The organism is Desulfofundulus australicus DSM 11792 (assembly GCF_900129285.1).
GTDB lineage: Bacteria > Bacillota > Desulfotomaculia > Desulfotomaculales > Desulfovirgulaceae > Desulfofundulus > Desulfofundulus australicus.
This window is the reverse complement of the sequence record NZ_FQUW01000023.1, coordinates 19,076-45,667: the sequence shown is the minus strand read 5'-3', so window position 1 is coordinate 45,667 and position 26,592 is coordinate 19,076. Positions and strand designations below refer to the sequence as shown.

Below are 26,592 nucleotides of genomic sequence, written 5' to 3'. Positions count from 1 at the left end.
ACCTACCTGAAGCTGAACCGCGAGGAAGAAGAACAACTTTACCGTGAATTGGGTAAAATGGACAAAAAGGAGGTTGACGCCATTATGCAAATAACCACCAGCTGGCATGAAAAAGGCCGTGCGGAAGGCCGTGTGGAAGGGCGTGTGGAGAAAGCGCGGGAAATCATTTGTAAATATCTGTCCCGTAAGTTTGGGGATAAGTCGGCCGGCTTGAAGCAAAAGGTCGAGCGGATGACCGATTTAGAAACGCTGGACTATATCCTGGAGCAGCTGTTTGCCGCCAGCACCCTGGAAGAAGCTCGGGTCATCATCAATAACGGCGTTAAAGGAGATAAACTGCCTTAAGAAATATTAGTGGGGGGGCTTCCCCATATTTGGCCCTGGACCGTGACCATAAATGGGGATTATTCAGTGACCAATAATGCCCCTTTTTAGGAAAACGACAGAGCCGGATTTTTATTGGACACGGACTTTTTGATTGATTTAATATCCTGTGTTCTAAAAAAATGCCGGACTCTTGGAGACGCATGCTTCGCACCTGTTAAGTTCCTTAAAATTTAATATTTTCATATCGAGGAATGCTGGCAAGCTTCTCATGATTTTTGCGTTTTTACCCCACAAATCATTGCCCGCCTTACGGAAAAATGTTACAATAATGCCGCGAAAGAGCCAGTCAGGGTCTTTCCCCGCAAGCATCCAGGGGGGTGAAATCGATGAAGGCGGCACTTGCAGAGACCGCCGCTGCCGGCGAAAAAAATACACCTTCCCCACGTTGAGAATCAGTAACCCGCTGGAACCAACCGGAGACTGAGATCAGAAGCGGACTCTCTCCCCCCGTATTCTGTGTTCGTGCCCTTAAAAAACGCCGGACTCCTGGAGACGCCGCTGGCCGCGGCGGAGCTTGCGGTTTCCGGGTGGTGATTGGTAACGCTGGGGATATGACTGAACCAGTAAAAGGTGGTCGGCATGTGTGGAGTACCGAAGCAATTATTAGCCCGGCTTGTCCTTGGGCTGCTTATCTTTCATCTAATCGTTCCTTCTCCCGCCCGGGCCGCCCAGGGTCTGACCGTCTATTCCCCGGCCGAACAGAAGGGGAAACCGGCGCAGTTTATCTGGCAGTTGTCCGGGGTGGGCCGCCTTTCGGGGGACATAATGGTTGGCCCCAACGGCCTTTTATACCTCCCCGTAGGCAACAAACTGGCGGCGGTGGACACCCGGGGGCGGGTGGTCTGGGAGGCGGCCGGTCCGGCGGGGGGAAGGATGGGCCGGCCGGTTTTCGGTCCCGCCGGTTCTATTTTTTTACCGGGGAGTACCGTGGTGCAGGAAATAAAAATTAACGGGGCGGCAGGATGGAGTTTCAGTGCCTTCCAGGGTTCCACGGCACCCGGGCCTGCCTGGTTGTCTTCAGGTCCGCGGGGTTACCTTTACCTGCCCCTGCCTGCAGCATTGTACGCCGTGGACACCATTGGCCGGTATAAATGGGCGTTGTTACACTGGGATGCCGGCGATCTGTACCGGGCCGTCCCCCTTAAAGACCGGGCAATTGACGGTTGTGCCGGCGACGAGCGGGCGGTATACGTGGTTTGCAGCCGCAGGCAGGCTGGATCGACCCTGCTGGCTGTGGACGGTGCCGGGAAAATCCTCTGGCGTTACTGGCTGGGAGAGATAAAGGAGGTCCACCTGGTTCCGGGAGGCGACGGCGTTCTCTATGCAACGGTTAATCCGTCGAAACTCGACAGGTTGAATAAAGGGAAGGTATATGCTTTCCGGCCGGAGGACAGCGGCCGGCCCGCCTGGAGCCAGACCATACCCTTCGACGACCTGACCGCTCCGGTTCTTTCCCCGGATAAAACCCTTTATTTCACTGCCGGGGGACGTATTTATGCCCTGGATGCGCAAACCGGGCAGCAAAAATGGTATCAGCCGCTCTTGAATCTGATTTCAGCCCCGGCGGTGGACGGCAGGCGGAACAGGATTTATGCCGGAACTTCCGACAAACGCCTGCTGGCGGTCAATACCGAAGGGCGGTTGATCTGGGACCTGGATCTGGACGGGGCCGTCAGCAGGCCGCCGCTTGTGGGCCCGGACGGTTACCTGTACGTAGTCACAGACAAAGGGAGCTTGTACAAAATACTGGATACCGGCAATCCCTAGTTACGCAAATCCAAGATGCAAAAGAATTGCCCGGCGCACCAGTTTCTGAACTTTGCCGTCGGTGAGCACGCCGCATTGCTCCGCCAATCTTTCTTTGGCAAACAAATTGCAGGATAAAAACCGGGGTTGGGACGGCATAAGCGGCGCATGCCCCGCCATTAAGCAGGAGATTGTAAGGCCTACTTCGTTATGTTATACTTAATGTAATACAGGGCAGGAGTGTGATGTAAATGACCACTGGAAATTCTAAAATCACAGCCGTAAGGTTGCCTTTGGGGATCGTCCAGAAAATTGACGCCCTGGTGGGTAAAGGGAATCGCTCCCGGTTTATAGCCGCGGCCATCGAAAAAGAGCTCAAACGCAAAGCGCGTCTTGCCCATATCGCGGGTGCGGAAGGTTTTATCGCCGACGATTTAGACACCCTGGCTTTTGTTAACCGCTTAAGGGCTGCAGACGAAAGGAGAAAATAATGATTTCGGAAAATGACAGAGCGGGATTTTTATTGGATACGGACTTTTTAATTGATTTAAACCGGGGCCGGCGGAATAATTTAAGGGTCAGGGCAGAAAAGCTGCTCCTCGAGATTAACCAGGAAGATCTCTTTATTTCCAGCGTTGTGGTCACAGAATTTATGACGGGTGTACCGCAGCCGGTGCAGGAGCAGGTGGAGAAAATGCTGCGGGAACTTTACTTTTACCTTACTCCCACTTTCGAAGAGGCGGCTTTGGCCGGACGGTTGAGGCAGGAGTGGCTTTCCAGGGGTTATACCCTGGCCATCGCGGATGTGACCAACGCTGCCCTGGCCATTTCCAGGAACCTGGTCCTGGTTACCAGAAACCTTTCCCACTACCCCTTCGAACAATTAGTAATTAAAGGCTGGTAAAATAGTTTAGTTTCTATGGGTATACGTGGTTTGCAGCTTTATTTCACTGCCGGGGGACGTATTTATGCCCTGGATGCGCAAACCGGGCAGGAAAAATGGTACCAGCCGCTCTTGAATCTGGTTTCAGCCCCGGCGGTGGACGGCAGGCGGAACAGGATTTATGCCGGAACTTCCGACAAACGCCTGCTGGCGGTCGGCACCGGAGGGCGGTTGATCTGGGACCTGGATCTGGACGGGGCTGTCGACAGGCCGCCGCTTGTGGGCCCGGACGGTTACCTGTACGCAGTCACAGACAAAGGGAGTTTGTACAAAATACTGGATGCCGGCAATTCCTGGCGCCGTTCAAGTAGGTGTTCCTGATATGAGGCGATTTCATCTCCAGTTTGTCCTGCTGATGGCGGGAATGATTGCAGGGATTATGTTCATTTTGCCTCCCCGGGTGGCAGCGGGGGAGTCGGCCGGAACAGAATGGTTTAAGGATATACGGAACCACTGGGCCAGAAGCCATATCCTGCGCCTGGCCGCCCTGGATCTGGTCCGGGGTTATCCCGATGCCACCTACCGGCCCCAGCGCCCCCTCACCCGGCTGGAGCTGGTGGCCCTGGTGATGCGGGTGGGCGATTTCGAAAAGGCCGCGGCAGAGGCGGCCCGCCGGGGAACCCGGAGGCACACCGTTGAGGCTGCCGGCACGCCTTCGCCTGCTGGAAGCCCTATCCCCCGCGTTCCCTGGGGCCAGGATTCCTTTACCCTGGCAGTAAAAAAGGAATTTTTGCCCCCGGAGTGGGTGGCATCCTTTAATCCGGATAAACCGGTAACCCGGGCCGAAGTGGCCGCTTTACTGGCCCGGAGTTTTTACCTGGCCGTACCGGAAGAGGGAGACACTTCCGGCAGTGCCCCTTCCACCGGTGACTTTCCCGACATCGACCGGGCACCCGCCCTGTACCAACCCTACATCCGGGCCGTGGCTGCAGCCGGGATCATGTCCGGGTATTCCGATGGCACTTTCCGTCCCGCCCACATATTGAACCGCGCTGAAATGGCGGTCATTCTTTCCAGCCTGCTGGACCGCAACTGGGTTAAAGTGCCGGCGGGCCGTCGGCTGGAGGGTTGGGTTTCCAGTGTGCGTATGGACCCGAAAGGCCTGGAACTGGAGCTCACCTCCCTGGCCGGGGTGCAGAAGTTGCGGGTAAGTCCAGATTATCATTGCTTCGCCGGCGGCAGGGAATGCACGCTGCTCCAGGCCGGCAACCACCGGGTGGAAGTTATCCTGGACGGCCGCCGGCAGGTGCGCTGGGTCAACCTGCTGGAGGAACGGAAGACAGCAGGTAATACAGAGAAAGTAACCGGTTCGGTGAAGTCCGTAGTCCTGGGTGAAGATAACCTGCTGGTATTGAACGATTTGAACTGCGAGGATCGCATTTTTTCTCTGGCCTGGGATGCGGTGCTGGTGGGGAAAAGGGCCAAACAGGATTTCCGCTCCCTCAAACCGGGCGTCTTCGTGGAAGTGGAGCTTGACGGCGGCCAGGTAAAGCGGGTTACCCTGCTCGAGGTAAAAAAGATCTCGGGTACCGTAGGTACACTCACCGGCAAAACGCTGGGGCTGCTGGGCAGGTCCAGCCAGAAGGGCAACCCGGATCGCTTCGATTACTGGGACCGGGCCAGGATAGTGGACAGGGAAGACCGGCGTGCCGGGGGCGTTATGCGGGGAGACCGGGTGGAAATTACCTACCTCGATCCCATCCCTGGGGAGATTCAGGACGAACGGGTGCTGCAAATTAAGATAACCTCCCGTCCCGGCCTGAAAAAACAAACGGGCAAACTGCAGGCCATCAAAACAACTGGAGGGACTTACCGCATTGTTCTGGAAAAGGACAGGGAGTATGATGTGGACCCCGCGGTGAGGGTAACTGATCCCTCGGGCAACAGAATTGCCTTTTCCGACCTGGACCGGTACATCAAATCCCGGATTGAGCTGTGGCTGGATGGAGCCGGCGTGGTTATGGAGATCCGGATTGCAGGTGAATAGCATACTTCGCACCTGTGATGCTGGAAAAGGGAGAGGTGGCGAAAGCCCGTCAGTATTTGGCCAGAATCGATGATCCGGAATTTGAAAAGGAGCATGCCGAAAAGCTTGAAGCTCTGGAAAGGGAAATAGAGCGTAAGGAAAATGCTGTTCTCCTGTCGGAAATGCCGGAAATGATTATGCGGGCGTATGAGGAAGATGAGCGCCGGAAAATAGAAGAGAAACCTCTGCCCGTGGACGCTCCCCTCTCCCGGGAGTTGAAAAACATGCCCGCCCACTGGCTGGAGGGTGCCTGCATATATTACGGCTTCGAGCCCGCGCGGCAGCGCCGGCAGCGGGAAGAGCAACTGCGGCAATTTCTTTCCCGACGCGATAACCTGGAAAAGGCGGTGGGGGAACTGGAAGAGGAGGAAAGAGAGCTTTTAAAATACCTTTTGCAGCGGGGCGGCTGGAGCCGGTTGAATGCTGTTACCCATAACATTTACGCCACCGGAGGCAATTACGCCCACTCTTATTACTCCTTCAAAAACATGTCCCTGACCATGCCAGCGAACAGGCGCAAGTCATCGAGATTATTTCGTAAAATCCCATACAGGATTTCGGGGTCGATTCTGGCGTAATCGTGAACGATAACGTTACAAAATTGCGCCATTTTTTTTAAGTTCTCCAGCCTGGCAGGGGGAAGAAACCCCGCTTCCGTAAGAACAACCATGATGTCTTTATAGTCCTGGGGCTCGCGAAGCTGAGAGTCGGCAATAATATGGTTGCCGATATCCAGGCAGGCTTCAACAGCCAGGTGAAGGGTTCGCTCAATGTATCGCCTGATTATTTTGTTTTGTTTCAATTCCTTTAAGCTTACCTGCTGCTGAAGACAATTCACCCCCTCCGGTTGTCAGCGGGGCTATCCTGACAGCCAGCCGTTACAGAATTGCTCCTATTTTCGGCAGGAATCGCCGGCCCCCTGCCGAATTATGACCGGAAGGGAAAGCCAGCCGTGGAGAACATTTTAAACATCCCGTACGCTGCTGGAAACGAGGTGAACTAGCACACTGACCGACGGAGGACGGATCGCCCGGGCCACGGTGCTGGTCATGGGCGCCACCATTTTGAGCAAAATCATGGGCTTCGGCCGGGAAGCGGTCCTGGCGGCGGCCTTCGGCGCCAGCGCGGCCACCGATGCTTATCTGGTGGCCATGATCATCCCGGTTCTTCTCTTCGGCCTGGTGGGCACCACCATTACAACGGTGGGCATTCCTTTTTTCAGCGAGTACCTGCACCGGGCGGAGAAAAGGCCCGAGCTGCCGGAACTGATCTGGACCTGCTTCCATGCCGTCACCGGTATCCTGCTGGTCGTCGCCCTGCTGGGAATACCGGCGGCTCCCTGGCTGGTGGTCATCCTGGCCCCGGGGTTCGGCCCGGAGCAGGCGGAGCTTACCACCCGGCTGGTGCGGGTGCTGCTGCCCATGGTGGTGATCATGGGTATGGTGGGCTGGGCCCAGGGGGTGCTCAACGCCCACCAGCACTTTGCCGCCCCGGCCTTCATGGGCATCCCTTACAACATCATCATGATCACAGGCATCCTTTTAGCCGGGGCTTACGGGGGTATTGCCGGTGTGGCCTGGGCCACGGTGCTGGCCACGGCCAGCCAGTTTTTCATCCAGGTGCCGGCCCTCTACCGGCGGGGCATCACCTACCGCCCGGTCTTCAACCGTCGCCACCCGGCCTTGAAAAAAATGCTCTGGCTGGCCGGGCCGGTGCTGATCGGGGTGGGGGCAAACCAGCTGAACGTAATTGTGGACCGCATGCTGGCTTCCGGCCTGGCCGAGGGCAGTATTTCTGCCCTGAATTACGCCCAGCGGGTTTTGAACCTGCCCCAGGGTCTTTTTGCCGTCCCCCTGATTACCGTCCTCTACCCCGCTTTGACCGAGCGCAGGGCTTTAGAGGATGCCGCCGGGTTCCGGGCCGGATTGGTCCGGGGCCTGCGGGTGCTGGCCTTTGTGCTGGTTCCCCTGACGGTGGGCATGATGGTTCTCCGGGAAGACCTGGTGCGGTTTATCTTCCAGCGGGGCGCCTTTGACAGCCGGGACGCCGCCATGACGGCCGTGGCCCTTTTCTTTTACACTCCCGGCCTGCTTTTTTTGATGTGGCGGGAGTTCCTCAACCGGGCCTTTTACGCCCTGCAGGATACCTGGACTCCCATGACCACCGGCCTGGCGGCTGTAGCCGTGAACATTGCCCTGAACCTGATCCTGGTCCGGTACCTGGGCCTGGCCGGGCTGGCCCTGGCCACTTCCGCTGCCGCCGGGGTGGGCTGCCTTCTTTTGTTCTGGCTGCTCCGCCGCCGGCTGGGACATATCGGCGGCAGGGTCCTGGTGGGGCAGGTGGGGCGTGTTCTGGTGGCCTCCCTGCTGATGGGGCTACTGGTGTGGTGGCTGGACGGGCGGGGCCTGGCTCTGGCGGGCTGGCCGCTGCTGGAAGGGCTGGTGGGGCAATTCATGGGTGACAGCCCGGGCGATTTTGTGCTGCAGGGCCTGCGCCTGGGGGTACTTATCGCTGCCGGGGGGTGTTTTTACTTCCTGAGCTGCTGGCTGCTGCGGGTGGGCGAGGTATACTACGCCCTGGAACTGGCCCGGAACATCCTGTGCCGTTTCCGCCCGGCAGCCAGAGGAAAGGCGTAAGAAGTGCGGTTCCTTCCCTGATGCTGCCATTGGGCCGCAAATCAAGAGGGCGACGGCCGCCCCGCAGTGCCGGGGTTGGCCGCCGCCCTTTATTTTGGCCCTCTAGTTGTTGATTGCAAAGAGGGGGTTGATAACCAGGCCGGTAATCAGCTTGGGGTAGAAGAAGGTGGATTTCTGGGGCATTTTTTCACCGCTGGCGGCTACAGCCGTGACTTCCTCCACCAGGGTGGGATTTAAAAAGAAGGCCAGCTGGTATTCACCTTCATCCACGGCTTTCAGTGCCTCCACCTCTTCCCTGGTGTAGGTAAGGTGGCTTTCTTTGGCCCTCTGTTCGCCACCGATGCCCAGCAGGCGGTCCAGGATCAGGTGATGCAGCACCGAAACGTCCAGCCCCTGCCAGGCGGCGGAATGATCAGCGGGCATCAGGCGGGTTAATGCCCCTTCATCCCGCAGGGTAAGGAAGTACAGCCGCCCGCTGCCGCAGTACAGGCCGAAACAATGGCGGCGGGTGCGGGGGTCGGCCGCGGGCCGGACGTCCCCGGTGAAGCCTCCCCGGGAGGCCAGTTCCCTGATGAAGCCTGTAAAATTGCTGCGGTCGGGAGCCAGGGGGAAGGCATCCACCTGGAAGTGTTCCTGAATCCTGCCCAGGAGTTTATCCACATCCAGGTTGACCACATTGCGCACCAGGCGGTGGGTGGGCAGCACCACCAGGCCGGGGTCGTACAGGTTGACCAGGGTCATCATCACGTAATCGTAAGGCCTTGCGCCTTCCGGGTCGCCTTCTTCCCGCCGCCTTTCCCGGCTGTAAGCCAGGGCAGTTTCGTAACGGTGGTGGCCGTCGGCAATGTAGACGCGCTTGCCGGCCATGGCCTGCTGCACCTGCTCAATAATTGCGGGATTTGAAATTACCCACATCCGGTGACCGTGGCCGTTTTCATCGGTGAACTCCAGATCGGGCCGGCGGTTCCTTTCCCCCCTCAGGAGGCCGTCCACGGTCATTTCCTCATCGGCATAAAGGCCGAAGATGGGACTGAAGTTGGCCCGGCAGGCCCGCATCAAGTCCAGACGGTCGGCCTTGTGCTTGGGCAGGGTTTCTTCATGGGGCAGGATTACGCCCTTCTCGTAGGGTTCCAGCTTCACGGCGCAGAACATCCCGCTGCGCACCAGGCGCCTGCCCCCCACATCGAATTCCTGCTCGTACAGGTAGAGGGACGGTGATTTGTCCGGCACCAGCACGCCTTTTTCCAGCCAGGCGTTAAAATCAGCCGCCGCCCGGGTGTAGCGGTTGTTGTTTTCGTTATCACCGGGGTAAACCTTCCCGTATTCCAGGCGGATGATGTTGTATGGGTGGCGCTGGTAGTAGCCGTCCTGAGCTTTTGCGTCAATGACATCGTAAGGGGGGGTTACCAGATCGGCCAGAGGTCCCACGCCGGGAGCATAGCGCAACCCCCTGAAGGGTTTGATTTGGGCCAATTTTTTCTCACTCCTTGTCTGGCTGTTTTTTTCTCGTCCAGCGGTTGCTGTCCCGCTGCCGGTATTTCTGCATCATGCGGAGAAAGGCATCTTCCAGGTCAATGCCCAGGGAGTTGGCATAGCAAACGATGATGAAAAGCACGTCGGCCAGCTCCAGGGCCAGGTCTCCCGGGGGATCCCCGGGTTTTTTGGGTTTCTGGCCGTATAAATGGTTGACCTCCCGGGCCAGCTCGCCCACCTCTTCGGTCAGGCGGGCCAGCATGGACAGGGGGTGCCAGTAGCCTTCTTCAAACTGGCTGATCCAGCGGTCCACTTCCTGCTGCATTTCCCTGATTTCCACACCAATCTCTCCCACGTTCATATTTTTAAGGCGTTTCGTACAGTGATTTTAACCGGTTCTTACCTCTGCCATTATAACCCGCCGGACTCCAGGTGAAAAGAGCTATTTATGCGGGTTTCATAGGTAAGGGCCATATTATTCAAGAGATGGTCATATTTTCCCCTGCCGGAACATATTGTTTACACAGCAGGAAGGAGGGAAAAGCCTTGGAACCGGCACGCGGCCCGCGCTGGCTGATCTTGCGCCGCAAGTACCTGTTATTTGTTCTGGGCCTGCTTCTTTTCTTACTGGCTCTCTGGGGACTGAGGGGGGGACTGGCTCCCGAGCCGGAAATAGCTCCCGAACAGCTGCTGGCGGAAGCCCTGGAGAAAACGGCCTCCAGCAAAAGTTTTCGCTACCGGGTGGAAGCCAGGCTGGGCGAGGACGGGGTTCTCAGCCGGGTGGAAGGGGAGCGGCAGGCTCCGGATCGCATACATATCAAGGGCACCATGTACAACAGCCCCGTGGAGTTCATCCAGGTGGGGGATACCACCTACATGCGGGATCTGTGGACCCGGAACTGGCTCACCCTGGAGGGAAACCACCTGGCCCAATCGGAGCTGTTTGTGGCCGAATTTAACCCCCTGGGTTTCTTAAAATTTAAAGATGTGGCCGGAGCCCGCTACGGGGGCAGGGAAAAACTGGAGGACAGGCAGATGCTGGTGTTGGAATGCCAGCCCCTTCTGGACAATTCTTACCTGGAATTGAAATACACGGATTTTTACTGCAAGTTATGGATTGATCCCGGGGACCACCGCATTCGCCAGGCTGTCCTGGAGGCCAGGGGGCCGGATAATAAAGCGGGCCTTTCGGTGGGCCTGAAGCTGTGGGATTATGACCGGGAGATGCAGATCAACCCGCCGGTATAATTTTCGACGAATAATTGACGCTGCCCCATTTTTCTTTTATTATAAATTAAGGATTTCTCAGTGAGCGGCACTGCTGCTGCATTTTTTATTTTCAGGAGTGATTTTACTTGCACGGAGATATGGAAAGGGTACTGATTACCGAAGAGGAGATTGCCCGGCGGGTGCGTGAGCTGGGGGAGGAAATTTCCCGGGACTATGCGGGGAAGGAGCTGCTGGTGGTCGGCATTTTGAAGGGCGCCGTCATTTTTATGGCCGACCTGGTGCGCTGTCTGACCATCCCGGTACGCCTGGACTTTATGGCCGTTTCCAGTTACGGTGCCTCCAGCGAGTCTTCAGGGGTGGTGCGCATATTAAAGGACCTGGAGCAGAATATCGAGGGGCTGGACGTGCTGATCGTCGAGGATATTGTCGACACCGGCCTGACGCTGAACTACCTGCGGGAAAACCTGCTCACCCGCGGGCCGGCCAGCCTGAAGATCTGCACTCTCCTGGACAAGCCCAGCCGGCGCAAGGTTGATGTGCAGGTTGATTACAATGGTTTCGTGATCCCCGATGAGTTTGTGGTCGGCTACGGCCTGGATTACGACGGCCGCTACCGCCACCTGCGGGATATTCTGGTTTTAAAACGGGAAGTCTACAGCGGTAAAAAAGAGGGCGATAATTAAACCGGATATTTTTTAAGCTCTGGAACCGGGAGGTTATCCACACCATGTCCATTCAAGACCGGCAGGAGATGGTTATTGTCCTGGACTTCGGGGGGCAGTACAGTCACCTCATTGCCCGCCGCATCCGGGAACTGAGGGTTTTCTGTGAAATGCTTCCCTATAACACGCCTCTTAAAGAAATAACGGGGCACCGGCCCCGGGGAATAATTTTTTCCGGGGGGCCGGCCAGCGTTTACCAGCCGGGAGCACCTGCCGTGGATCCGGCCATATATGATCTGGGCATACCCATCCTGGGCATTTGCTATGGGATGCAATTGATGACCAGGCAGCTGGGAGGGGTCGTCACCCGGGCCGAACACCACGAGTACGGCAAAACCGACCTGGAGATAATTGACAGCCGGGACCTGTTCTGCGGCCTGGGGCCTGTTGAGCAGTGCTGGATGAGCCACGGCGACCGGGTGGAAGCCCCACCGCCGGGGTTTGAGGTCGTCGCCCGCACAGAGCAGGCTCCCGTGGCCGCCATGGCCGATCGGAAGCGCAAGCTTTATGCCGTCCAGTTTCACCCGGAAGTCATCCATACACCCAGGGGCCAGGACATCCTGCGCCACTTCCTTTATGACGTTTGCGGCTGCCAGGGCAATTGGACCATGGGCTCCTTTATTGAAGAGTCCATCAGGGAAATCCGCGCCCGGGTTGGGGACAGGCGCGCCATCTGCGCCATCAGCGGGGGCGTGGATTCCTCGGTGGCTGCCGTGCTGGTTCACCGGGCCATCGGCGACAGGTTGACCTGCATTTTTGTGGATCACGGGCTGCTGCGCCGGGGCGAGGCCGCCCAGGTGGTTGAAGTCATCCGGGGGAAGTTTCACATCCCGCTGATCCATGTGGACGCCAGCCAGCGTTTTCTGGGCCGCCTGAAGGGAGTAACCGACCCGGAACAAAAACGCAAGATCATCGGCGAGGAATTCATCCGGGTCTTTGAGGAGGAGGCCGCCAAGCTGGGCGAGGTGGACTTCCTGGTCCAGGGAACCCTGTATCCCGACGTGGTGGAAAGCGGCACGGCCACGGCGGCGGTTATCAAGTCCCACCACAACGTGGGCGGCCTGCCCGAGAACATGCATCTGGAACTGATAGAACCCCTGCGCTGGCTTTTTAAAGACGAGGTGCGGGAGCTGGGCAGTGAGCTGGGGCTGCCCGAAGAGGTGCTGTGGCGCCAGCCTTTCCCGGGGCCGGGGCTGGCCGTGCGTATACTGGGGGAAGTTACCCCGGAAAAACTGGAGATCCTGCGCCACGCCGACGCCATTGTCAGGGAGGAAATTTACCAGGCCGGCCTGCACCGGCAGATCTGGCAGTACTTTGCCGTGCTGCCCGACCTGCGCAGCGTGGGAGTGATGGGGGATGGCCGGACCTATGCCTATACCGTGGCGGTGCGGGCCGTCCACAGCCAGGACGGCATGACAGCAGACTGGGTGCGCCTGCCCTATGAGGTGCTGGAGCGCATATCCAGCCGCATCGTCAACGAAGTGGCAGGGGTAAACCGGGTGGTTTACGACATTACTTCCAAACCGCCGGCCACCATTGAATGGGAGTAAAAAGGTTATTGACAACCGCGTTCCTGCCTTGCTAAGATACCCTTGAAGGGTGGATATATTTCCCGTGAAAAATAAAGCCCGAGAAAGTGTACCTAGGGTTCCACACCCGGAAAGGGTGGTTCGGTCCGAGCGGTACAGGCCCGGAGGAGTTCTTTTCCGGGTTACACCGGCAGGGAGAAAAGCCCAGGCGGTAGGTTTCTCACACCCATGGAAACCTGCCCGCCTGGGTTCTTTGTTTGGTCCGGGGTGCGGGACGTTTGCAGCGGGGAAGCAGGGCTGCCGGGACAAGCCATAATCCAGTTTTGAAGGAGGAGATAAGAAGTGCTGGAAAAATTTTTTAAACTGCGCCAGTACAATACCAGTGTGCGCACGGAGATTATTGCCGGGCTGACCACCTTTATGACCATGGCCTATATCCTGTTCCTCAACCCCAACATTCTGGCCGCCACCGGCATGGACAAAAACGCCGTTTTTTTCGCTACTGCCGTCAGCGCCGGCCTGATTACCATCGCCATGGGTCTGCTGGTTAATTACCCCATTGCCCTGGCGCCCGGCATGGGCCTGAACGCCTATTTTGCTACCGTGGCCGCCCAGCACGTGGGTATGCCCTGGCAGGTGGCCCTGGGTGCGGTGTTCATTTCCGGCATCATCTTTATTATCCTTACCGCCACCCGGGTCCGCCAGTTGCTGGTGGTAGCAGTTCCCAATTCCATCAAGCAGGCCATAATTGCCGGCATCGGGCTGTTCATCACCATGCTGGGCCTGAAGATGGCTGAATTCATGGTCATTAAAGCCGGCCCGGTAATCCCGCCCACCATGGAAGCCCTTTCCCGGGAGGGCGGCATCGCCACCCTGCATTTCTTTGAGTGGAACATTTTCCTGGGTAGCTTTGCCAATCCCACTGCTCTGCTGGCCCTGATCGGGCTGGTCATAACCGCCCTGCTGATGGCCAAGAGGGTCAAGGGAGCCCTGCTTCTGGGGATTATCCTCACCACCCTCATCGGCATTCCCCTGGGCGTTACCCAGGTACCGGCTAATTTCCAGCCCTTTGCCCTGCCTGACTTTTCCCGCCTGGCGGTGGGCAAGCTAGATCTGGCCGGGGCATTAAGCGTGGGTATCTGGACGGTGGTTTTCACCTTCACTTTTGTCGAGCTGTTCGACACCTTTGGTACCCTGGTCGGTACCGCGGGCAGGGCCGGGCTTCTTGATGAAAATGGCCAGTCCCCCCGTCTGGGCCGGGCCATGATGGTTGATGCCTGCGGGGTGGCTTTCGGTGCCCTCATGGGTACCAGTACCGTTACCGCCTACATTGAAAGTGCGGCCGGTATTTCCGAAGGTGGCCGCACCGGTCTTACGGCCATAACCACGGGTATTTTATTCCTGCTGGCCCTGATCCTGGCGCCCATTGCCGGCCTGATACCGGGAGCGGCTACCGCCCCGGCGCTGATCATCGTCGGCCTGCTCATGGCCCAGGCCATCAAGGGAATTAACTTTGAAGACTTCACCGAGGGAATGCCGGCCTTCTTGACCATAGTCCTGATGCCCTTTACCGGCAGCATTGCCAACGGTATTGCCGCCGGGATCATCTTTTACACCCTGCTCAAGGTGGTAAGCGGGCGGACCCGGGAAGTGCACTGGCTGATGTGGATCCTCACTATTCTGGTGCTGGCCCGCTATCTGTTCCTGGCCGAACACTAATTTTGTAGATATGGGGTGAAACCATGACCAGACCGCTGGTTGGCATCGTTGTGGGCAGCGACTCCGACCTGCCCGTGATGAAAGAGGCCGTGGACATGCTGGAGAAATTCGGCCTGCCCTGTGAAGTGAAAATATCTTCTGCCCACCGGGCGCCGGAGCTCACCGCCGAATACGCCCGCTCGGCAGTAAAACGGGGCCTGGCGGTGATCATCGCTGCCGCCGGTGTGGCCGCCCACCTTCCGGGGGTTATTGCCGCCCACACTCCTCTGCCCGTCATAGGCGTGCCCATTAAAAGCGGCCCCTTAAACGGGGTGGACGCCCTTTATTCCATAGTCCAGATGCCCCCGGGTATTCCCGTGGCCACGGTAGCCATCAACGGAGCCCGGAATGCGGCTATCCTGGCGGCTCAGATTATCGGCGCCAGCAACCCGGAGGTGCGGGAAAAGGTGCAGCGCTACAAGGAGGAGCTGGCCCGGGCGGTGGAGGAAAAAGCCCGACGGCTTGAGGAACTGGGTGTGGCCGGTTATCTGGAGCAAATGGGAGGGGCTAAGGGATGATCGAGCGTTACACCCTGCCGGAAATGAAAGCCATCTGGTCTCAGGAAAACAAGTTCCGCAAGTGGCTCGAGGTGGAAATCTATGCCTGCGAAGCCATGGCCGAAATGGGGCTCATCCCGGAGGAAGCCTTCCGGCAAATCCGGGAGCGGGCTCGATTTAACGTCAAGCGGATTGAAGAAATAGAAGCCGTGGTCAACCACGACGTCATTGCCTTTCTCACCTGTGTGGGGGAGTATGTGGGCGATGCAGCCAGGTATATCCACCTGGGCCTCACCTCCTCCGATGTACTGGACACGGCCCTGGCCGTGCTGATGAAGGAAGCCGGCCAGCAGATTTTGAAGCGCCTGGAAGAGCTCCGGGAGGTGCTCCTGGAGAAAGCTAAAGAGCACCGCCATACCCTGATGATAGGACGCACCCATGGCGTGCACGCGGAGCCCATTACCTTTGGCCTGAAAATGCTCCTCTGGGTGGCCGAAACGGAGCGGAATATTGAACGCATGAAGCGGGCCGTCGATGTGATCAGCGTGGGCAAAATTTCCGGAGCGGTGGGTACTTATGCCAATGTTGATCCCCGGGTGGAAGCCCATGTCTGCCGCCGCCTGGGCCTGCGTCCGGCCCGGATTTCTACCCAGATCCTTCAGCGGGACCGTCACGCCGAGTTTATGACCACCCTGGCCGTCATCGGCAGCTCCCTGGACAAGTTTGCCACGGAAATTCGCAACCTGCAGCGTACAGATATCCTGGAAGTGGAGGAATACTTTGCCAGGGGACAGAAGGGTTCTTCAGCCATGCCCCATAAGCGCAATCCCATCACCGCCGAGCGCATCAGCGGCCTGGCCCGAATCCTGCGGGGTAATGCCCTGGCTGCCCTGGAAAACGTGGCCCTCTGGCATGAGCGGGACATTTCCCATTCTTCGGTGGAACGGGTGATCATTCCTGACAGCACCATCACCCTTGATTATATGCTCCACAAGATGACGGCCATCATGAAGAATCTCCTGGTATACCCGGAGAAAATGCGCCGGAACCTGGAGCGCACCCACGGCCTGCTGTTTTCCCAGCGGGTGCTCCTGGCCCTGGTAGAAAAAGGCCTGTCCCGGGAGCGGGCCTACGAGCTGGTTCAGCGCAACGCCATGCGCTCCTGGCGGGAAGGCGTCAGCTTTAAGGAGCTTTTGATGGAGGATGCGGATATTGCTTCTGTTCTCACCTCCCGGGAAATAGAGTCCCTGTTTAACTATGATTATCACCTGCGTCACGTTGACGACATCTACCGGCGTTTCGGCCTTTAAATTTGCTCAATGGGGAGGATTGGCATGCAAAAGGGAGAATTGCTTTACGAAGGCAAAGCCAAGAAGGTATACCGCACAGACGATCCCGGTGTCTACCTGGTGGAATATAAGGATGATGCCACCGCCTTCAACGGTTTGAAAAAGGGTGTCATTTCCGGCAAGGGCGAGTTAAATAACAAAATTTCAGCCCACTTCTTCCGTCTCCTGGAAGGAAAAGGAATTGCCACCCATTTTGTGAAACAGGTGGGCGAGCGCGAAATGCTGGTCCGGGCGCTGGAGATCATCCCGGTGGAAGTGGTGGTCCGCAACATAGCTGCCGGGAGCCTGGCCAGGCGCCTGGGGATGGACGAGGGTACAGCCCTTCCCCGCCCGGTGGTGGAGTATTACTATAAAAGTGATGAACTGGGCGATCCCATGATAAATGACGATCATATTGCCGTGCTCAATCTGGCCACCGGGGAAGAAATGAGCGCCATTAAAAAAGTAGCCCTGTCGGTCAACGAAATCCTGCGCTCATACCTGACCCCGCGGAACCTGGAACTGGTGGACTTTAAACTGGAATTCGGCCGCCATGAAGGAAAAATTCTCCTGGGAGACGAAATTTCTCCGGATACCTGCCGTTTCTGGGATACCCGGACAAAGGAAAAGCTGGATAAGGACCGTTTCCGCCGGGATCTGGGCGGTGTTGAGGAGGCCTATCAGGAAGTTTGGCGCCGGCTGGTTGGTTAAACCGGCCGGCCGCAAAAACGGGGGGAGGGAGAACGGTGCGAACCGCAGGAATGTGGTGGAAGGACAAACCAAAGGAAGAATGCGGTGTTTTCGGGATCTACGCCCCCGGAAAGGATGTGGCCCGCCTCACTTATTATGGGTTGTATGCCCTGCAACACCGCGGGCAGGAAAGCGCCGGCATGGCCGTAAGTGACGGCAGGCAGCTGCGGCTGCACAAGGCCATGGGGCTGGTGCCGGAGGTGTTTCAGCAAAGGGATCTGAATGAATTGAAGGGCCATATAGCCATCGGCCATGTGCGTTATTCGACCACGGGTTCCAGTTCACCTATAAATGCCCAGCCCCTGGTTTTCAGCTATGCCGGGGGCATGCTGGGCCTGGCCCACAACGGTAACCTGACCAATGTCGGTGAATTAAGGGCCAGGCTGGCTTCCACGGGTTCTGTTTTTCAGACCTCCACCGACAGCGAGGTTATTGTCAATCTCCTTGCCCGTTACGGCCAGGCCAGTCTGGTCGATGCCATCATGAAGTGTATGATTGACCTCAAGGGGGCCTATTCCCTGGTCATCCTCACCGGCGATAAACTCCTGGCAGTGCGGGATCCCCACGGTTTTCGTCCCCTTTGCCTGGGCACCCTCCCCGGCGGAGGCCATGTGGTGGCCTCGGAATCCTGCGCCCTGGATACCGTGGGTGCCCGCTGGGTGCGGGATGTGGCCCCGGGGGAAATAGTGATCATTGATGAAAACGGTCTGGCCAGCCTGCAGGGTGTGCTGCCCCGCCGGCGGGCCCACTGTATATTTGAATATATTTATTTTGCCCGGGCCGACAGCCTGATGGACGGCTTCAACGTCAACCGGGTGCGCCGGGAGATGGGGCGGCAGCTGGCCCGGGAATATGCCATAGATGCCGACCTGGTCATCCCCGTTCCGGATTCCGGGATAGCCGCTGCCCGGGGTTATGCTGAAGCCTCGGGGATACCCTTTGAAGAGGGGTTGATGAAAAACCGCTATATCGGGCGGACTTTCATTCAGCCCACCCAGGACCTGCGGGACCTGGGAGTGAGGCTGAAGCTCAACCCCATCCGGGATGTGCTGGCCGGCAAGAGGGTGATCATGGTGGATGACTCCCTGGTCCGGGGCACAACCAGCAGCAAATTGATCGCCATGCTGAGGGACTGCGGGGTGAAAGAGGTGCACCTGTGTCTCTCTTCTCCTCCCGTGGTGCACTCCTGCCATTACGGTATTGATACCTCCAACGAGGAGGAACTGGTGGCTGCCCGCATGCCCCTGGAAGAGATTCGTCGCCTGATCAATGCCGACGGCCTGTATTACCTGAGTATTGATGGTCTCCTATCGGTTTTTGGTGAACGACGTGACGACTTTTGTACCGCCTGTTTTACAGGAGATTACCCGGTAGCCGTAACGCAGTCCGGAAAAGCGGGAAAATTCAGCCTGGAATAGGAGGCGAGGCGCTGTGTCCCCGGAAAAGAAGCAGGGGCTTACGTATGCCGAAGCGGGAGTGGATATCGCTGCCGGCAACAGGGCGGTGGAGTTAATGAAGGAGAGCGTACGCAGCACCTTCCGCCCGGAAGTGCTTGCGGAAATCGGGGGATTTGGAGGGCTCTTTGCCCTGGACACCACCCGCTATCGCCACCCGGTTCTGGTATCCGGCGCCGATGGAGTGGGTACCAAGCTGAAAATTGCCATGCTCATGGACCGTCATGATACCATTGGTATAGATGCCGTGGCCATGTGCGTCAATGACATTCTGGTCCAGGGAGCCGAGCCCCTGTTTTTCCTGGACTACCTGGCCGTGGGCAGGCTCGTGCCTGAAAAGGTGGCGGCAATTGTATCCGGTGTGGCCGAGGGCTGCCGGCAGGCCGGTTGTGCCCTGATCGGCGGGGAAACAGCGGAAATGCCCGGCTTTTATGCTCCCGGGGAGTACGACCTGGCGGGGTTTGCCGTGGGAGTGGTGGAAAGGGAGCGCATTATCGACGGCTCTTCCATCCGCCCCGGCGACCGGCTGATCGGCCTTCCTTCTTCCGGGCTGCACAGCAACGGTTATTCCCTGGCCCGGCGGGTGCTGCTGGAGGTGGCCGGGTACGGCGTGGAAACCTACCACGAGGATCTGGGGCGCACGGTGGGCGAGGAAATGCTGGAACCCACCCGTATTTACGTTCGCACGGTGCTGCCGCTGCTGGAACAGTTCGACATCCGGGGGATGGCCCATATAACCGGTGGCGGTCTTACCGAAAACATACCCCGCATCCTGCCCCGGGGTACAGCGGCGGTTGTGGAGCGCCGGTCCTGGCCCGTACCTCCGGTATTCTCCCTCATCCAGTCCATAGGACGGGTAGCGGAGGAAGAAATGCTGCGTACCTTCAATATGGGCCTGGGCCTGGTGATGGTTGTTCCGGAGGAGCAGGCCGGTGCTGTGCTGGAATACCTGTTGCAAAGGGGTGAAAAAGCCTACCTCGTGGGTGAAATAGCCGGGGGCGAGCGGGAAGTAAAATATGTTTGAGTCGGGGGGAGGTATATGAAAATATTACGTTTGGGCGTCCTGGCTTCAGGAAGGGGCTCCAATCTCCAGGCCATCCTGGACGCCATTGACGCCGGGCAACTGGCGGCCGAGGTGGTGGTGGTGATCAGTGATAACGGGGAGGCCAGAGCCCTGGAACGGGCCCGCCTCCGCGGCATACCGGCCATTCATATTAACCCGGCCCGATTTCCCGATAAACATACTTATGAGGAAGCCATTGTGGACACGCTAAAAAAACACCAGGTTGAACTTGTCTGCCTGGCCGGTTACATGCGCCTGGTGGGCAGGGTAATGCTGGAGTCATTCCCCAACCGGATTATGAACATTCACCCGTCCCTTTTACCGGCTTTTCCCGGGTTGCACGCCCAGCAGCGCGCCCTGGAATACGGCGTCCGGTACAGCGGCTGTACGGTGCACTTTGTAGATGAAGGGATGGATACCGGCCCCATCATCCTGCAGGCCGTGGTTCCGGTATTAGCCGGCGATACCCCCGAGACTCTGGCCGACCGCATTCTGGAGCAGGAGCATCGCATTTATCCCGAAGCCATAGCTCTATATGCCGCTGGCCGGCTGGAATTGAGGGGCAAGCGGGTATATATTAAGGAGTCGTGAAGGAGGTTCAATATGCGTGCCCTGATCAGCGTCTCGGATAAAACAGGGGTGGTGGATTTTGCCCGGGGGCTTGTCGAACTGGGGGTGGAAATCGTTTCCACCGGGGGAACCGCCCGGACCCTGAAAGAAGCCGGTCTGCCTGTTACTTATATCTCGGAAGTGACCGGTTTTCCGGAGATTTTGGACGGCCGGGTGAAAACGCTGCACCCTGCCGTTCACGGAGGTATCCTGGCCCTGCGTACTCCGGAACACCTGAACCAGTTGGAGGCTCATCACATTACGCCCATTGATATAGTAGCCGTCAACCTGTACCCGTTCAGGGAAACCATTGCCCGTCCCGGAGTAACCCTGGAGGAAGCCATTGAAAACATCGATATCGGCGGGCCGGCCATGGTCCGGGCAGCAGCAAAAAACCACCGTTACGTGCTGGTGGTGGTTAATCCAGCCCGTTATCCCCAGGTGCTCAAAGCCCTGGCAGAAGGGAATATCAGCCCGGAGCTGCGCCTGGAACTGGCCCGGGAGGCTTTTGCCCATACTGCGGCTTACGATAGCGCCATTGCTGCTTACCTGCAGAAGCAAAGCCAGGGGGATGAGACCTTCCCGCCGGCCTGGCACATTTCCGTTGAACTGGTCCAGCCCCTGCGTTACGGGGAAAATCCCCACCAGAAAGCCGCCTTTTACCGCGATCCCACCGTTACCGGCCCCTGTGTGGCCAATGCCGTACAACTCTCCGGTAAGGAACTTTCCTTTAATAATATCCTTGACCTCAATGCCGCGCTGGAACTGGTGCGTGAATTCATCGATCCCACCGTGGTAATTATCAAGCACAACAACCCCTGCGGGGCGGCCAGTGCCGATGAGCTGGCCACAGCCTACCGCCTGGCCTATGAAGGCGACCCCGTGTCTGCCTTTGGTGGCATTGTGGCCTGCAACCGTACGGTGGATGAGGAAACGGCCAGGCAGATGGCCTCCATATTCCTGGAAGCCATAATTGCTCCTGATTTCACTCCGGAAGCCCTGGATATTCTGGCCCGGAAGGCCAACCTGCGCCTTTTGAAAACCGGCCCCCTGACCGGCCCTTCCAGCGACCGGCTGGATATCCGCAAGGTTAACGGCGGGTTACTCATTCAGGAGGCCGATCTGGAACTCACCCGCCCCGATGAGGTCCGGGTGGTTACGGAAAAACAGCCCACCGCGGAGCAGCTGGCCGAAATGGCCTTCGCCATGGCCGTGGTTAAACACGTCAAGTCCAACGCCATAGTAATTACCAGGAACCGCCAGCTTATCGGTGTGGGAGCGGGGCAGATGAACCGGGTGGGTGCAGCCCGGATTGCCCTGGAACAGGCGGGCAAGAAAGCCAGGGGTGCGGTACTGGCCTCCGACGCCTTTTTCCCCTTCCGGGATACGGTGGACGAGGCGGCTAAAGCCGGGATTGCAGCCATTGTTCAACCCGGAGGTTCCGTAAGGGATGAGGAATCCATCGCCGCCTGCAACGAACACGGTATTGCCATGGTTTTCACCGGTATGCGCCACTTCAAACATTAGTGCCAAATGGAGGGACTGGATACATGAAAGTGCTGGTGGTGGGCGGCGGCGGCCGGGAGCACGCCCTGGTGTGGAAATTAAAACAAAGCCCCCGCGTGAAGGAGATTTACTGTGCCCCGGGCAATGCCGGTATTGCTTCCCTGGCCCGCTGCGTGCCCATCGGGGCGGAGGACATCCCCGCCCTGGTGGCTTTTGCCAGGGAGGAAAAAATTGACCTGACGGTGGTGGGACCGGAAGGTCCTCTGGCCCGGGGCATTGTGGATTCCTTTAACCGGGCAGGACTGGCCATTTTCGGCCCCACCGCCCGTGCCGCTGCCATCGAAAGCAGCAAGGTGCTGGCCAAAGAAATCATGGCCAGGTACGGTATTCCCACGGCGCGTTTTGCCACCTTCACCGATCCCGGCGAGGCGGCTGGCTACATCAGGCAGCTAAACGCTCCCTGTGTGGTCAAAGCTGACGGGCTGGCTGCGGGTAAGGGAGTAATTGTCTGCCAGACGGTGGAAGAAGCCCTGCAGGCGGTAAAAGAGATTATGGTGGACGGCGCCTTTGGCGATGCCGGCAGGCAGGTGGTGGTGGAGGAATACCTTACCGGCCAGGAGGTGAGCGTTCTCGCTTTTACCGATGGGGAAGCAGTCCATCCCCTGCTGCCTGCCCAGGATCACAAGCAGGTATACGACGGCGACCGGGGTCCCAATACCGGCGGTATGGGTGCCTATGCTCCTGCTCCCGTCTTAACGCCGGAAAATTACCGGGTTGTTCTGGAGGATATCCTTATCCCTGCGGTAAGGGCCCTGGCTGCCGAAGGGCGGCCTTACCGGGGGGTGCTTTACGCAGGGCTAATGGTCACCGGCGAAGGTCCCAAAGTCCTGGAATTCAATGCCCGCTTTGGTGACCCGGAAGCCCAGCCCCTGCTCATGCTTCTGGAAACCGACCTGGTAGAAATTATGGAAGCCGTGCTGTCGGGAAACCTGGCAGGGAAGGAAATTCGCTGGCGGCCAGGCTCGGCCGTGTGCGTGGTGCTGGCCTCAGGAGGTTACCCCGGCGCCTACCGCAAGGGTTATCCCATCTCCGGCCTGGAACAGGTACCTCCGGATGTAGTGGTCTTTCATGCCGGCACGGCCATGGAGGAAGGCCGGGTGGTTACCGCCGGAGGCCGGGTTTTGGGGGTAACCGCTGCGGGGGAAACCCTGCCCGAGGCTATGGAGAAGGCCTATGCCGCCGTGGAAAAAATACACTTTGAAGGCATGCACTACCGCAGGGATATCGGGCACAAAGCCCTGGGGCTACGGGCGCAGCTCCTGTAATATTAAAGCGCAGCAACTGGAGGTAAATGACCCGGCTCTATTCGAATTTTCAGGGGTACCGGAGGATGAAGGTGCCCCTTTAATTTTGTAAAGAAGAAAAGGATTTTTTCCCCGCCTGTCGAAGTCTACTGGAAAGAACCCTGTTCCCTTTGGGAATAATCTGAATAAGACCAGGGGGAGTGGCCAATGGCATATTCGGGTAAACTGAAGGACCCGTCACTGGACGAGTTATTTCAAGCGATCCTTACACTACGGGATGTGGATGAATGCTACCAGTTTTTCGAGGATATTTGCACCGTTGCCGAACTTAAAGCCATGGCCCAGCGCCTGGCCGTAGCCAAGATGCTGCAGGAAAACCGTACCTATACGGAAATCGCCGCTCAAACGGGAGCCAGCACGGCCACCATCAGCCGGGTTAAGCGCTGCCTGAATTACGGAGCCGACGGTTATAAACTGGTTCTGGCCCGGCTGGCCGGTGGGGATCAGAACAGGCAGAAGTAAGTATTGACATAAAGGCCCCGTAAATTTATTATGATATCATAATAACAATTTAACTAGTTAAAGCAGTGGAGTTAGATGGACTCCGGGCAGGTTAAAAGGAGGACTGGCGGTTGATTAAAATTTTTTCTGCTGACGATCCGGCTCTGGAACAGCACCTGACCCGTCATCCGGCCGGTCAGGAAGAAGCTGCTGCCAGGGTAAGGGAGATCCTTTCCGGGGTACGGGAGAGCGGGGACCAGGCTCTGTGCCGCTATACGGTCCTTTTTGACGGGGTTACCCTTACTCCCGGGGAACTTAAAGTTAAACCGGAAGAAATTCAGGAGGCCAAAGACCGGGTTGAAGAAAGCTTTTTAGAGGATCTGGCCTTAGCTGCGAGAAATATCACTGCATACCACCGGCGCCAGCTGAGCGGTTCCTGGATGGAGCCGGATGCGGGAGGCCTTCTGGTGGGCCAGCTTGTTCGGCCCCTGTCCCGGGTAGGGATTTACGTGCCTGGTGGTACGGCGGCCTATCCTTCTTCGGTGCTGATGAATGCCCTTCCCGCGCGGGTGGCCGGGGTTAAAGAAATTGTGATGGTTACACCCCCCAACCGCGAGGGGAAAATCAGCCCGTATATCCTGGCAGCGGCCAGTGTGGCAGGAGTAACGGAAATTTACAGGGTGGGCGGGGCACAGGCCATAGCCGCCCTGGCCTATGGTACACAAACCATCCGGCCCGTGGACAAAATCGTCGGTCCGGGAAACCTTTATGTTACCCTGGCCAAACAGCAGGTTTTCGGCCTGGTGGACATAGATATGCTGGCGGGGCCAAGTGAAGTCCTGGTAATTGCTGACGATACGGCTGATCCCCGCTATGTAGCCGCAGACATGCTTTCCCAGGCCGAACACGATACCCTGGCCCGGGTCATGCTTCTCACCCCGGACCGGCGGCTGGCACAATCCGTCAGGGAGGAACTGGAGCGCCAGCTCGGCGTTCTGCCGCGGCGGGAAATTGCCGCCAGTTCCCTGGCCAGTCACGGGGCTATTATTTTGACCCGGGACATTGCCCAGGCCGTTGCTCTGGCCAACCGCATTGCTCCGGAACACCTGGAACTGATGGTAAGGGAGCCCTTTTCCTGGCTGGGACGCATTACTGCTGCGGGAGCGGTTTTCCTGGGGACCTATGCTTCAGAGCCGCTGGGAGATTATCTGGCCGGCCCCAGCCATGTTCTGCCCACAGGAGGTACCGCCCGTTTTTACTCCCCCCTAGGGGTGGACGCCTTTTTAAAAAGGATCAGCGTCATTTCCTGCTCCCGGGACGCATTCCTGAAAATGGCCCCCAGCGTTATCCGCCTGGCCCGGGTGGAAGGGCTGGATGCCCATGCCAGGGCCATAGAAGTGAGGTTGAGCGGGGCCTGCCGGGGGAGTGAGAACAATGAATGATGCCTTTAATCCCGCCTTGCTGGTACGTCCGGACCTGGAAGGGCTGGTGCCCTATGAAGTACACATCCACCATAATGTAATTAAACTAGATGCCAATGAGAACCCCTATGATTTTCCGCCGGCTGTCCGGGAGGAAATCGGGCGGGAACTGGTGAACCTTACCGTGACCCGTTATCCCGATCCCCTGGCCGGCGAACTGGTGGCCCGGCTTTCCGCATACACCGGTGTACCGGCCGAAGGCATCCTGGCAGGTAACGGCTCCGATGAATTAATCCTTACGCTGCTTTTAACTTTTGGTACTGGAGGCCGGGTGATTATCACCCCTCCCACCTTTTCCATGTACGGGGTACACGCCCGGATAGCAGGAGCCAGGCCGGTTGACGTACCCCGCAGGGAGAATTTTGCCCTGGATGTGCCGGCTATTATCGCCGCAGCCGGACATCCTGAAACCAGGGTCATCTTCCTGTGCTCTCCCAACAACCCTACCGGGAACGCCACCCCGCTGGAAGAGGTGGCTGAAATACTGAAGAACACCCGTGCCCTGGTGGTGGTGGACGAGGCTTACCAGGAATTTGGCGGGAAAAGCAGCATACCCCTTTTGCGGGAATACCCCAACCTGGTGGTTCTGCGCACCTTTTCCAAAGCCTTCGGGTTGGCCGGCCTGCGGGTTGGTTATTTGCTGGCCGATCCGGCAGTAATTAAACAGTTGCTGCGCACCAAACAGCCTTTCAATTTGAACTCTTTTTCCCAGCTGGCTGCCTGTAAGGTCATGGAGCACCGGGAAGAATTTAACCGGCTGATCGGGCAGATTCGGCAGGACCGGGAGGAATTGTACCGGGAAATGGCTGCCCTGCCCGGGGTCGAGGTTTATCCCAGCGCAGCCAATTTTATTCTTTTTCGCACCCGGCGGCCAGCTGAGCAGGTATACCAGGAACTGCTGGCGAACGGTATATTAATTCGCAACGTACATGGACCCGGGGTGGAACAATGCCTGCGGGTAACTGTTGGAAAAAAAGATGAAAACCGGCTATTCCTGGAAAAGTTAAAAATGATTTTGGGGTTGCAGGAGGTGGGAGAAAATAAATTTGCAGCAGAGAGTGGCCGGAGTTAAGCGCCGCACCGGAGAGACGGAAATCCAGGTTCGGCTGAACCTGGATGGTCAGGGCATTTACCGGGTAAAAACGGGGGTTGGTTTTCTTGACCACATGCTCTGCCTGTTCACCCGGCATGCCGGCTTTGACCTGGAGCTGGAGGCCAGGGGGGATCTGGAAGTGGATGCCCATCATACGGTGGAAGATACGGCCATCTGCCTGGGGCGGGCATTAAAGGAGGCCCTGGGTAATAAAGAAGGCATCAGCCGTTACGGGCACGCCCTTTTACCCATGGATGAGGCCCTGGTGCTTCTGGCAGTGGACTTGAGCGGCCGGGGCTATCTGGCCTGTGAAGTTTCCCTGCCTTCACCCAGGGTGGGAGATTTTGATACGGAGCTGGTGGAAGAATTCCTGCGGGCCCTGGCCATGAACGGGGAATTTACCCTGCATGTGCGCCTCCTGGCCGGCCGGAACACCCATCATATTATTGAAGCCATTTTTAAGGCCCTGGGCCGGGCTTTGAAAGCTGCCGTCGCCCTGGACCCCCGGATGGCAGGAGTGCCTTCCACGAAAGGGTTGCTGTAGGGTAATGGCGGG

The 26,592-nt window shown here is 58.0% G+C and carries 26 protein-coding genes, 1 pseudogene and 1 riboswitch; of the genes and pseudogenes, 24 read left to right on the top strand and 3 right to left on the bottom strand.

The window, feature by feature from the left end:
• The 7 genes and pseudogenes from BUB44_RS09820 to BUB44_RS09790 all read left to right on the top strand — a co-directional run.
• A pseudogene (locus BUB44_RS09820) lies at window positions 1-345 on the top strand (DUF4351 domain-containing protein); the annotation flags it as partial.
• A gap of 621 nt (window positions 346-966) precedes the next feature.
• Entirely contained in the window at window positions 967-2,154 is a 1,188-nt protein-coding gene (locus tag BUB44_RS09815) for an outer membrane protein assembly factor BamB family protein (RefSeq protein ID WP_073165776.1), read from the top strand.
• A gap of 230 nt (window positions 2,155-2,384) precedes the next feature.
• A complete protein-coding gene (locus tag BUB44_RS09810) occupies window positions 2,385-2,624 on the top strand; it encodes a YlcI/YnfO family protein (RefSeq protein WP_073165774.1) in 240 nt (79 codons plus the stop codon).
• A 32-nt stretch (window positions 2,625-2,656) separates the two neighbouring features.
• Window positions 2,657-3,037 (top strand): PIN domain-containing protein, encoded by a 381-nt coding sequence (locus BUB44_RS09805; RefSeq protein WP_207545645.1) that lies wholly within the window; start codon window positions 2,657-2,659, stop codon window positions 3,035-3,037.
• Window positions 3,038-3,067: 30 nt separating this feature from the next.
• Window positions 3,068-3,397 (top strand): outer membrane protein assembly factor BamB family protein, encoded by a 330-nt coding sequence (locus BUB44_RS09800; protein WP_073165768.1) that lies wholly within the window; start codon window positions 3,068-3,070, stop codon window positions 3,395-3,397.
• 1 nt (window position 3,398) lies between these two features.
• Window positions 3,399-5,063 carry an S-layer homology domain-containing protein gene (locus BUB44_RS09795; RefSeq protein WP_073165766.1) on the top strand — a complete coding sequence of 555 codons (1,665 nt, stop codon included), beginning with the start codon at window positions 3,399-3,401 and terminating at the stop codon, window positions 5,061-5,063.
• Between the two features lie 14 nt (window positions 5,064-5,077).
• A complete protein-coding gene (locus tag BUB44_RS09790) occupies window positions 5,078-5,680 on the top strand; it encodes a hypothetical protein (RefSeq protein WP_207545644.1) in 603 nt (200 codons plus the stop codon).
• Here BUB44_RS09790 and hepT read toward each other — a convergent pair.
• Window positions 5,575-5,940 (bottom strand): type VII toxin-antitoxin system HepT family RNase toxin, encoded by a 366-nt coding sequence (gene hepT, locus BUB44_RS16115; RefSeq protein WP_073165764.1) that lies wholly within the window; start codon window positions 5,938-5,940, stop codon window positions 5,575-5,577. The two genes, BUB44_RS09790 and hepT, sit on opposite strands and share 106 nt — an antisense overlap.
• A gap of 202 nt (window positions 5,941-6,142) precedes the next feature.
• On the opposite strand from hepT, the gene murJ reads away from it, so the two are divergent.
• Window positions 6,143-7,738, top strand: coding sequence for a murein biosynthesis integral membrane protein MurJ (murJ, locus tag BUB44_RS09780; protein WP_278247942.1), 1,596 nt, complete (start codon window positions 6,143-6,145; stop codon window positions 7,736-7,738).
• Window positions 7,739-7,840: 102 nt separating this feature from the next.
• Here the strand turns inward: murJ and BUB44_RS09775 are convergent, their stop codons facing one another.
• Both BUB44_RS09775 and BUB44_RS09770 read right to left on the bottom strand, forming a co-directional pair.
• Complete coding sequence (locus BUB44_RS09775) at window positions 7,841-9,211, bottom strand: DUF1015 domain-containing protein (protein WP_073165760.1); 1,371 nt, start codon at window positions 9,209-9,211, stop codon at window positions 7,841-7,843.
• Window positions 9,212-9,218: 7 nt separating this feature from the next.
• Window positions 9,219-9,551, bottom strand: coding sequence for a nucleotide pyrophosphohydrolase (locus BUB44_RS09770; RefSeq protein ID WP_073165758.1), 333 nt, complete (start codon window positions 9,549-9,551; stop codon window positions 9,219-9,221).
• Between the two features lie 206 nt (window positions 9,552-9,757).
• On the opposite strand from BUB44_RS09770, the gene BUB44_RS09765 reads away from it, so the two are divergent.
• The 16 genes from BUB44_RS09765 to hisB all read left to right on the top strand — a co-directional run bounded on the left by BUB44_RS09765 (window position 9,758) and on the right by hisB (window position 26,580).
• Complete coding sequence (locus BUB44_RS09765) at window positions 9,758-10,459, top strand: hypothetical protein (RefSeq protein WP_073165754.1); 702 nt, start codon at window positions 9,758-9,760, stop codon at window positions 10,457-10,459.
• Window positions 10,460-10,566: 107 nt separating this feature from the next.
• The gene (hpt, locus tag BUB44_RS09760; RefSeq protein ID WP_073165753.1) at window positions 10,567-11,124 is read left to right on the top strand and encodes a hypoxanthine phosphoribosyltransferase; all 558 of its coding nucleotides are present in this window, start codon (window positions 10,567-10,569) and stop codon (window positions 11,122-11,124) included.
• A 44-nt stretch (window positions 11,125-11,168) separates the two neighbouring features.
• Entirely contained in the window at window positions 11,169-12,713 is a 1,545-nt protein-coding gene (gene guaA, locus BUB44_RS09755; protein ID WP_073165752.1) for a glutamine-hydrolyzing GMP synthase, read from the top strand.
• An 81-nt stretch (window positions 12,714-12,794) separates the two neighbouring features.
• Window positions 12,795-12,905, top strand: a riboswitch (guanidine-I (ykkC/yxkD leader).
• Between the two features lie 129 nt (window positions 12,906-13,034).
• The gene (locus BUB44_RS09750) at window positions 13,035-14,411 is read left to right on the top strand and encodes an NCS2 family permease (protein ID WP_073165751.1); all 1,377 of its coding nucleotides are present in this window, start codon (window positions 13,035-13,037) and stop codon (window positions 14,409-14,411) included.
• 23 nt (window positions 14,412-14,434) lie between these two features.
• Window positions 14,435-14,968, top strand: a complete 534-nt coding sequence (gene purE / locus BUB44_RS09745) for a 5-(carboxyamino)imidazole ribonucleotide mutase (protein WP_073165746.1) — start codon at window positions 14,435-14,437, stop codon at window positions 14,966-14,968.
• Window positions 14,965-16,257: an adenylosuccinate lyase gene (purB, locus tag BUB44_RS09740; protein WP_073165731.1), complete on the top strand. Its 1,293-nt coding sequence runs from the start codon at window positions 14,965-14,967 to the stop codon at window positions 16,255-16,257. Before purE ends, purB begins: the two co-directional genes overlap by 4 nt.
• Before the next feature lie 24 nt (window positions 16,258-16,281).
• Complete coding sequence (purC, locus tag BUB44_RS09735; RefSeq protein WP_073165725.1) at window positions 16,282-16,986, top strand: phosphoribosylaminoimidazolesuccinocarboxamide synthase; 705 nt, start codon at window positions 16,282-16,284, stop codon at window positions 16,984-16,986.
• 50 nt (window positions 16,987-17,036) lie between these two features.
• On the top strand, window positions 17,037-18,443 hold the full coding sequence (gene purF, locus BUB44_RS09730) for an amidophosphoribosyltransferase (protein WP_073165724.1): 1,407 nt from the start codon (window positions 17,037-17,039) through the stop codon (window positions 18,441-18,443).
• A 13-nt stretch (window positions 18,444-18,456) separates the two neighbouring features.
• Complete coding sequence (purM, locus tag BUB44_RS09725) at window positions 18,457-19,503, top strand: phosphoribosylformylglycinamidine cyclo-ligase (RefSeq protein ID WP_073165723.1); 1,047 nt, start codon at window positions 18,457-18,459, stop codon at window positions 19,501-19,503.
• 15 nt (window positions 19,504-19,518) lie between these two features.
• Entirely contained in the window at window positions 19,519-20,133 is a 615-nt protein-coding gene (purN, locus tag BUB44_RS09720) for a phosphoribosylglycinamide formyltransferase (RefSeq protein WP_073165721.1), read from the top strand.
• 12 nt (window positions 20,134-20,145) lie between these two features.
• Window positions 20,146-21,678, top strand: coding sequence for a bifunctional phosphoribosylaminoimidazolecarboxamide formyltransferase/IMP cyclohydrolase (gene purH / locus BUB44_RS09715; protein WP_073165719.1), 1,533 nt, complete (start codon window positions 20,146-20,148; stop codon window positions 21,676-21,678).
• A 23-nt stretch (window positions 21,679-21,701) separates the two neighbouring features.
• The gene (gene purD / locus BUB44_RS09710; protein WP_073165718.1) at window positions 21,702-22,982 is read left to right on the top strand and encodes a phosphoribosylamine--glycine ligase; all 1,281 of its coding nucleotides are present in this window, start codon (window positions 21,702-21,704) and stop codon (window positions 22,980-22,982) included.
• Window positions 22,983-23,168: 186 nt separating this feature from the next.
• A complete protein-coding gene (locus BUB44_RS09705) occupies window positions 23,169-23,483 on the top strand; it encodes a YerC/YecD family TrpR-related protein (RefSeq protein WP_073165717.1) in 315 nt (104 codons plus the stop codon).
• Window positions 23,484-23,593: 110 nt separating this feature from the next.
• On the top strand, window positions 23,594-24,904 hold the full coding sequence (gene hisD / locus BUB44_RS09700) for a histidinol dehydrogenase (RefSeq protein ID WP_073165715.1): 1,311 nt from the start codon (window positions 23,594-23,596) through the stop codon (window positions 24,902-24,904).
• Window positions 24,897-26,015 carry a histidinol-phosphate transaminase gene (gene hisC, locus BUB44_RS09695; RefSeq protein ID WP_073165711.1) on the top strand — a complete coding sequence of 373 codons (1,119 nt, stop codon included), beginning with the start codon at window positions 24,897-24,899 and terminating at the stop codon, window positions 26,013-26,015. Before hisD ends, hisC begins: the two co-directional genes overlap by 8 nt.
• A complete protein-coding gene (gene hisB / locus BUB44_RS09690; RefSeq protein WP_027356405.1) occupies window positions 25,990-26,580 on the top strand; it encodes an imidazoleglycerol-phosphate dehydratase HisB in 591 nt (196 codons plus the stop codon). The genes hisC and hisB overlap by 26 nt, the downstream gene beginning before the upstream one ends.
• Window positions 26,581-26,592: the final 12 nt, after the last annotated feature.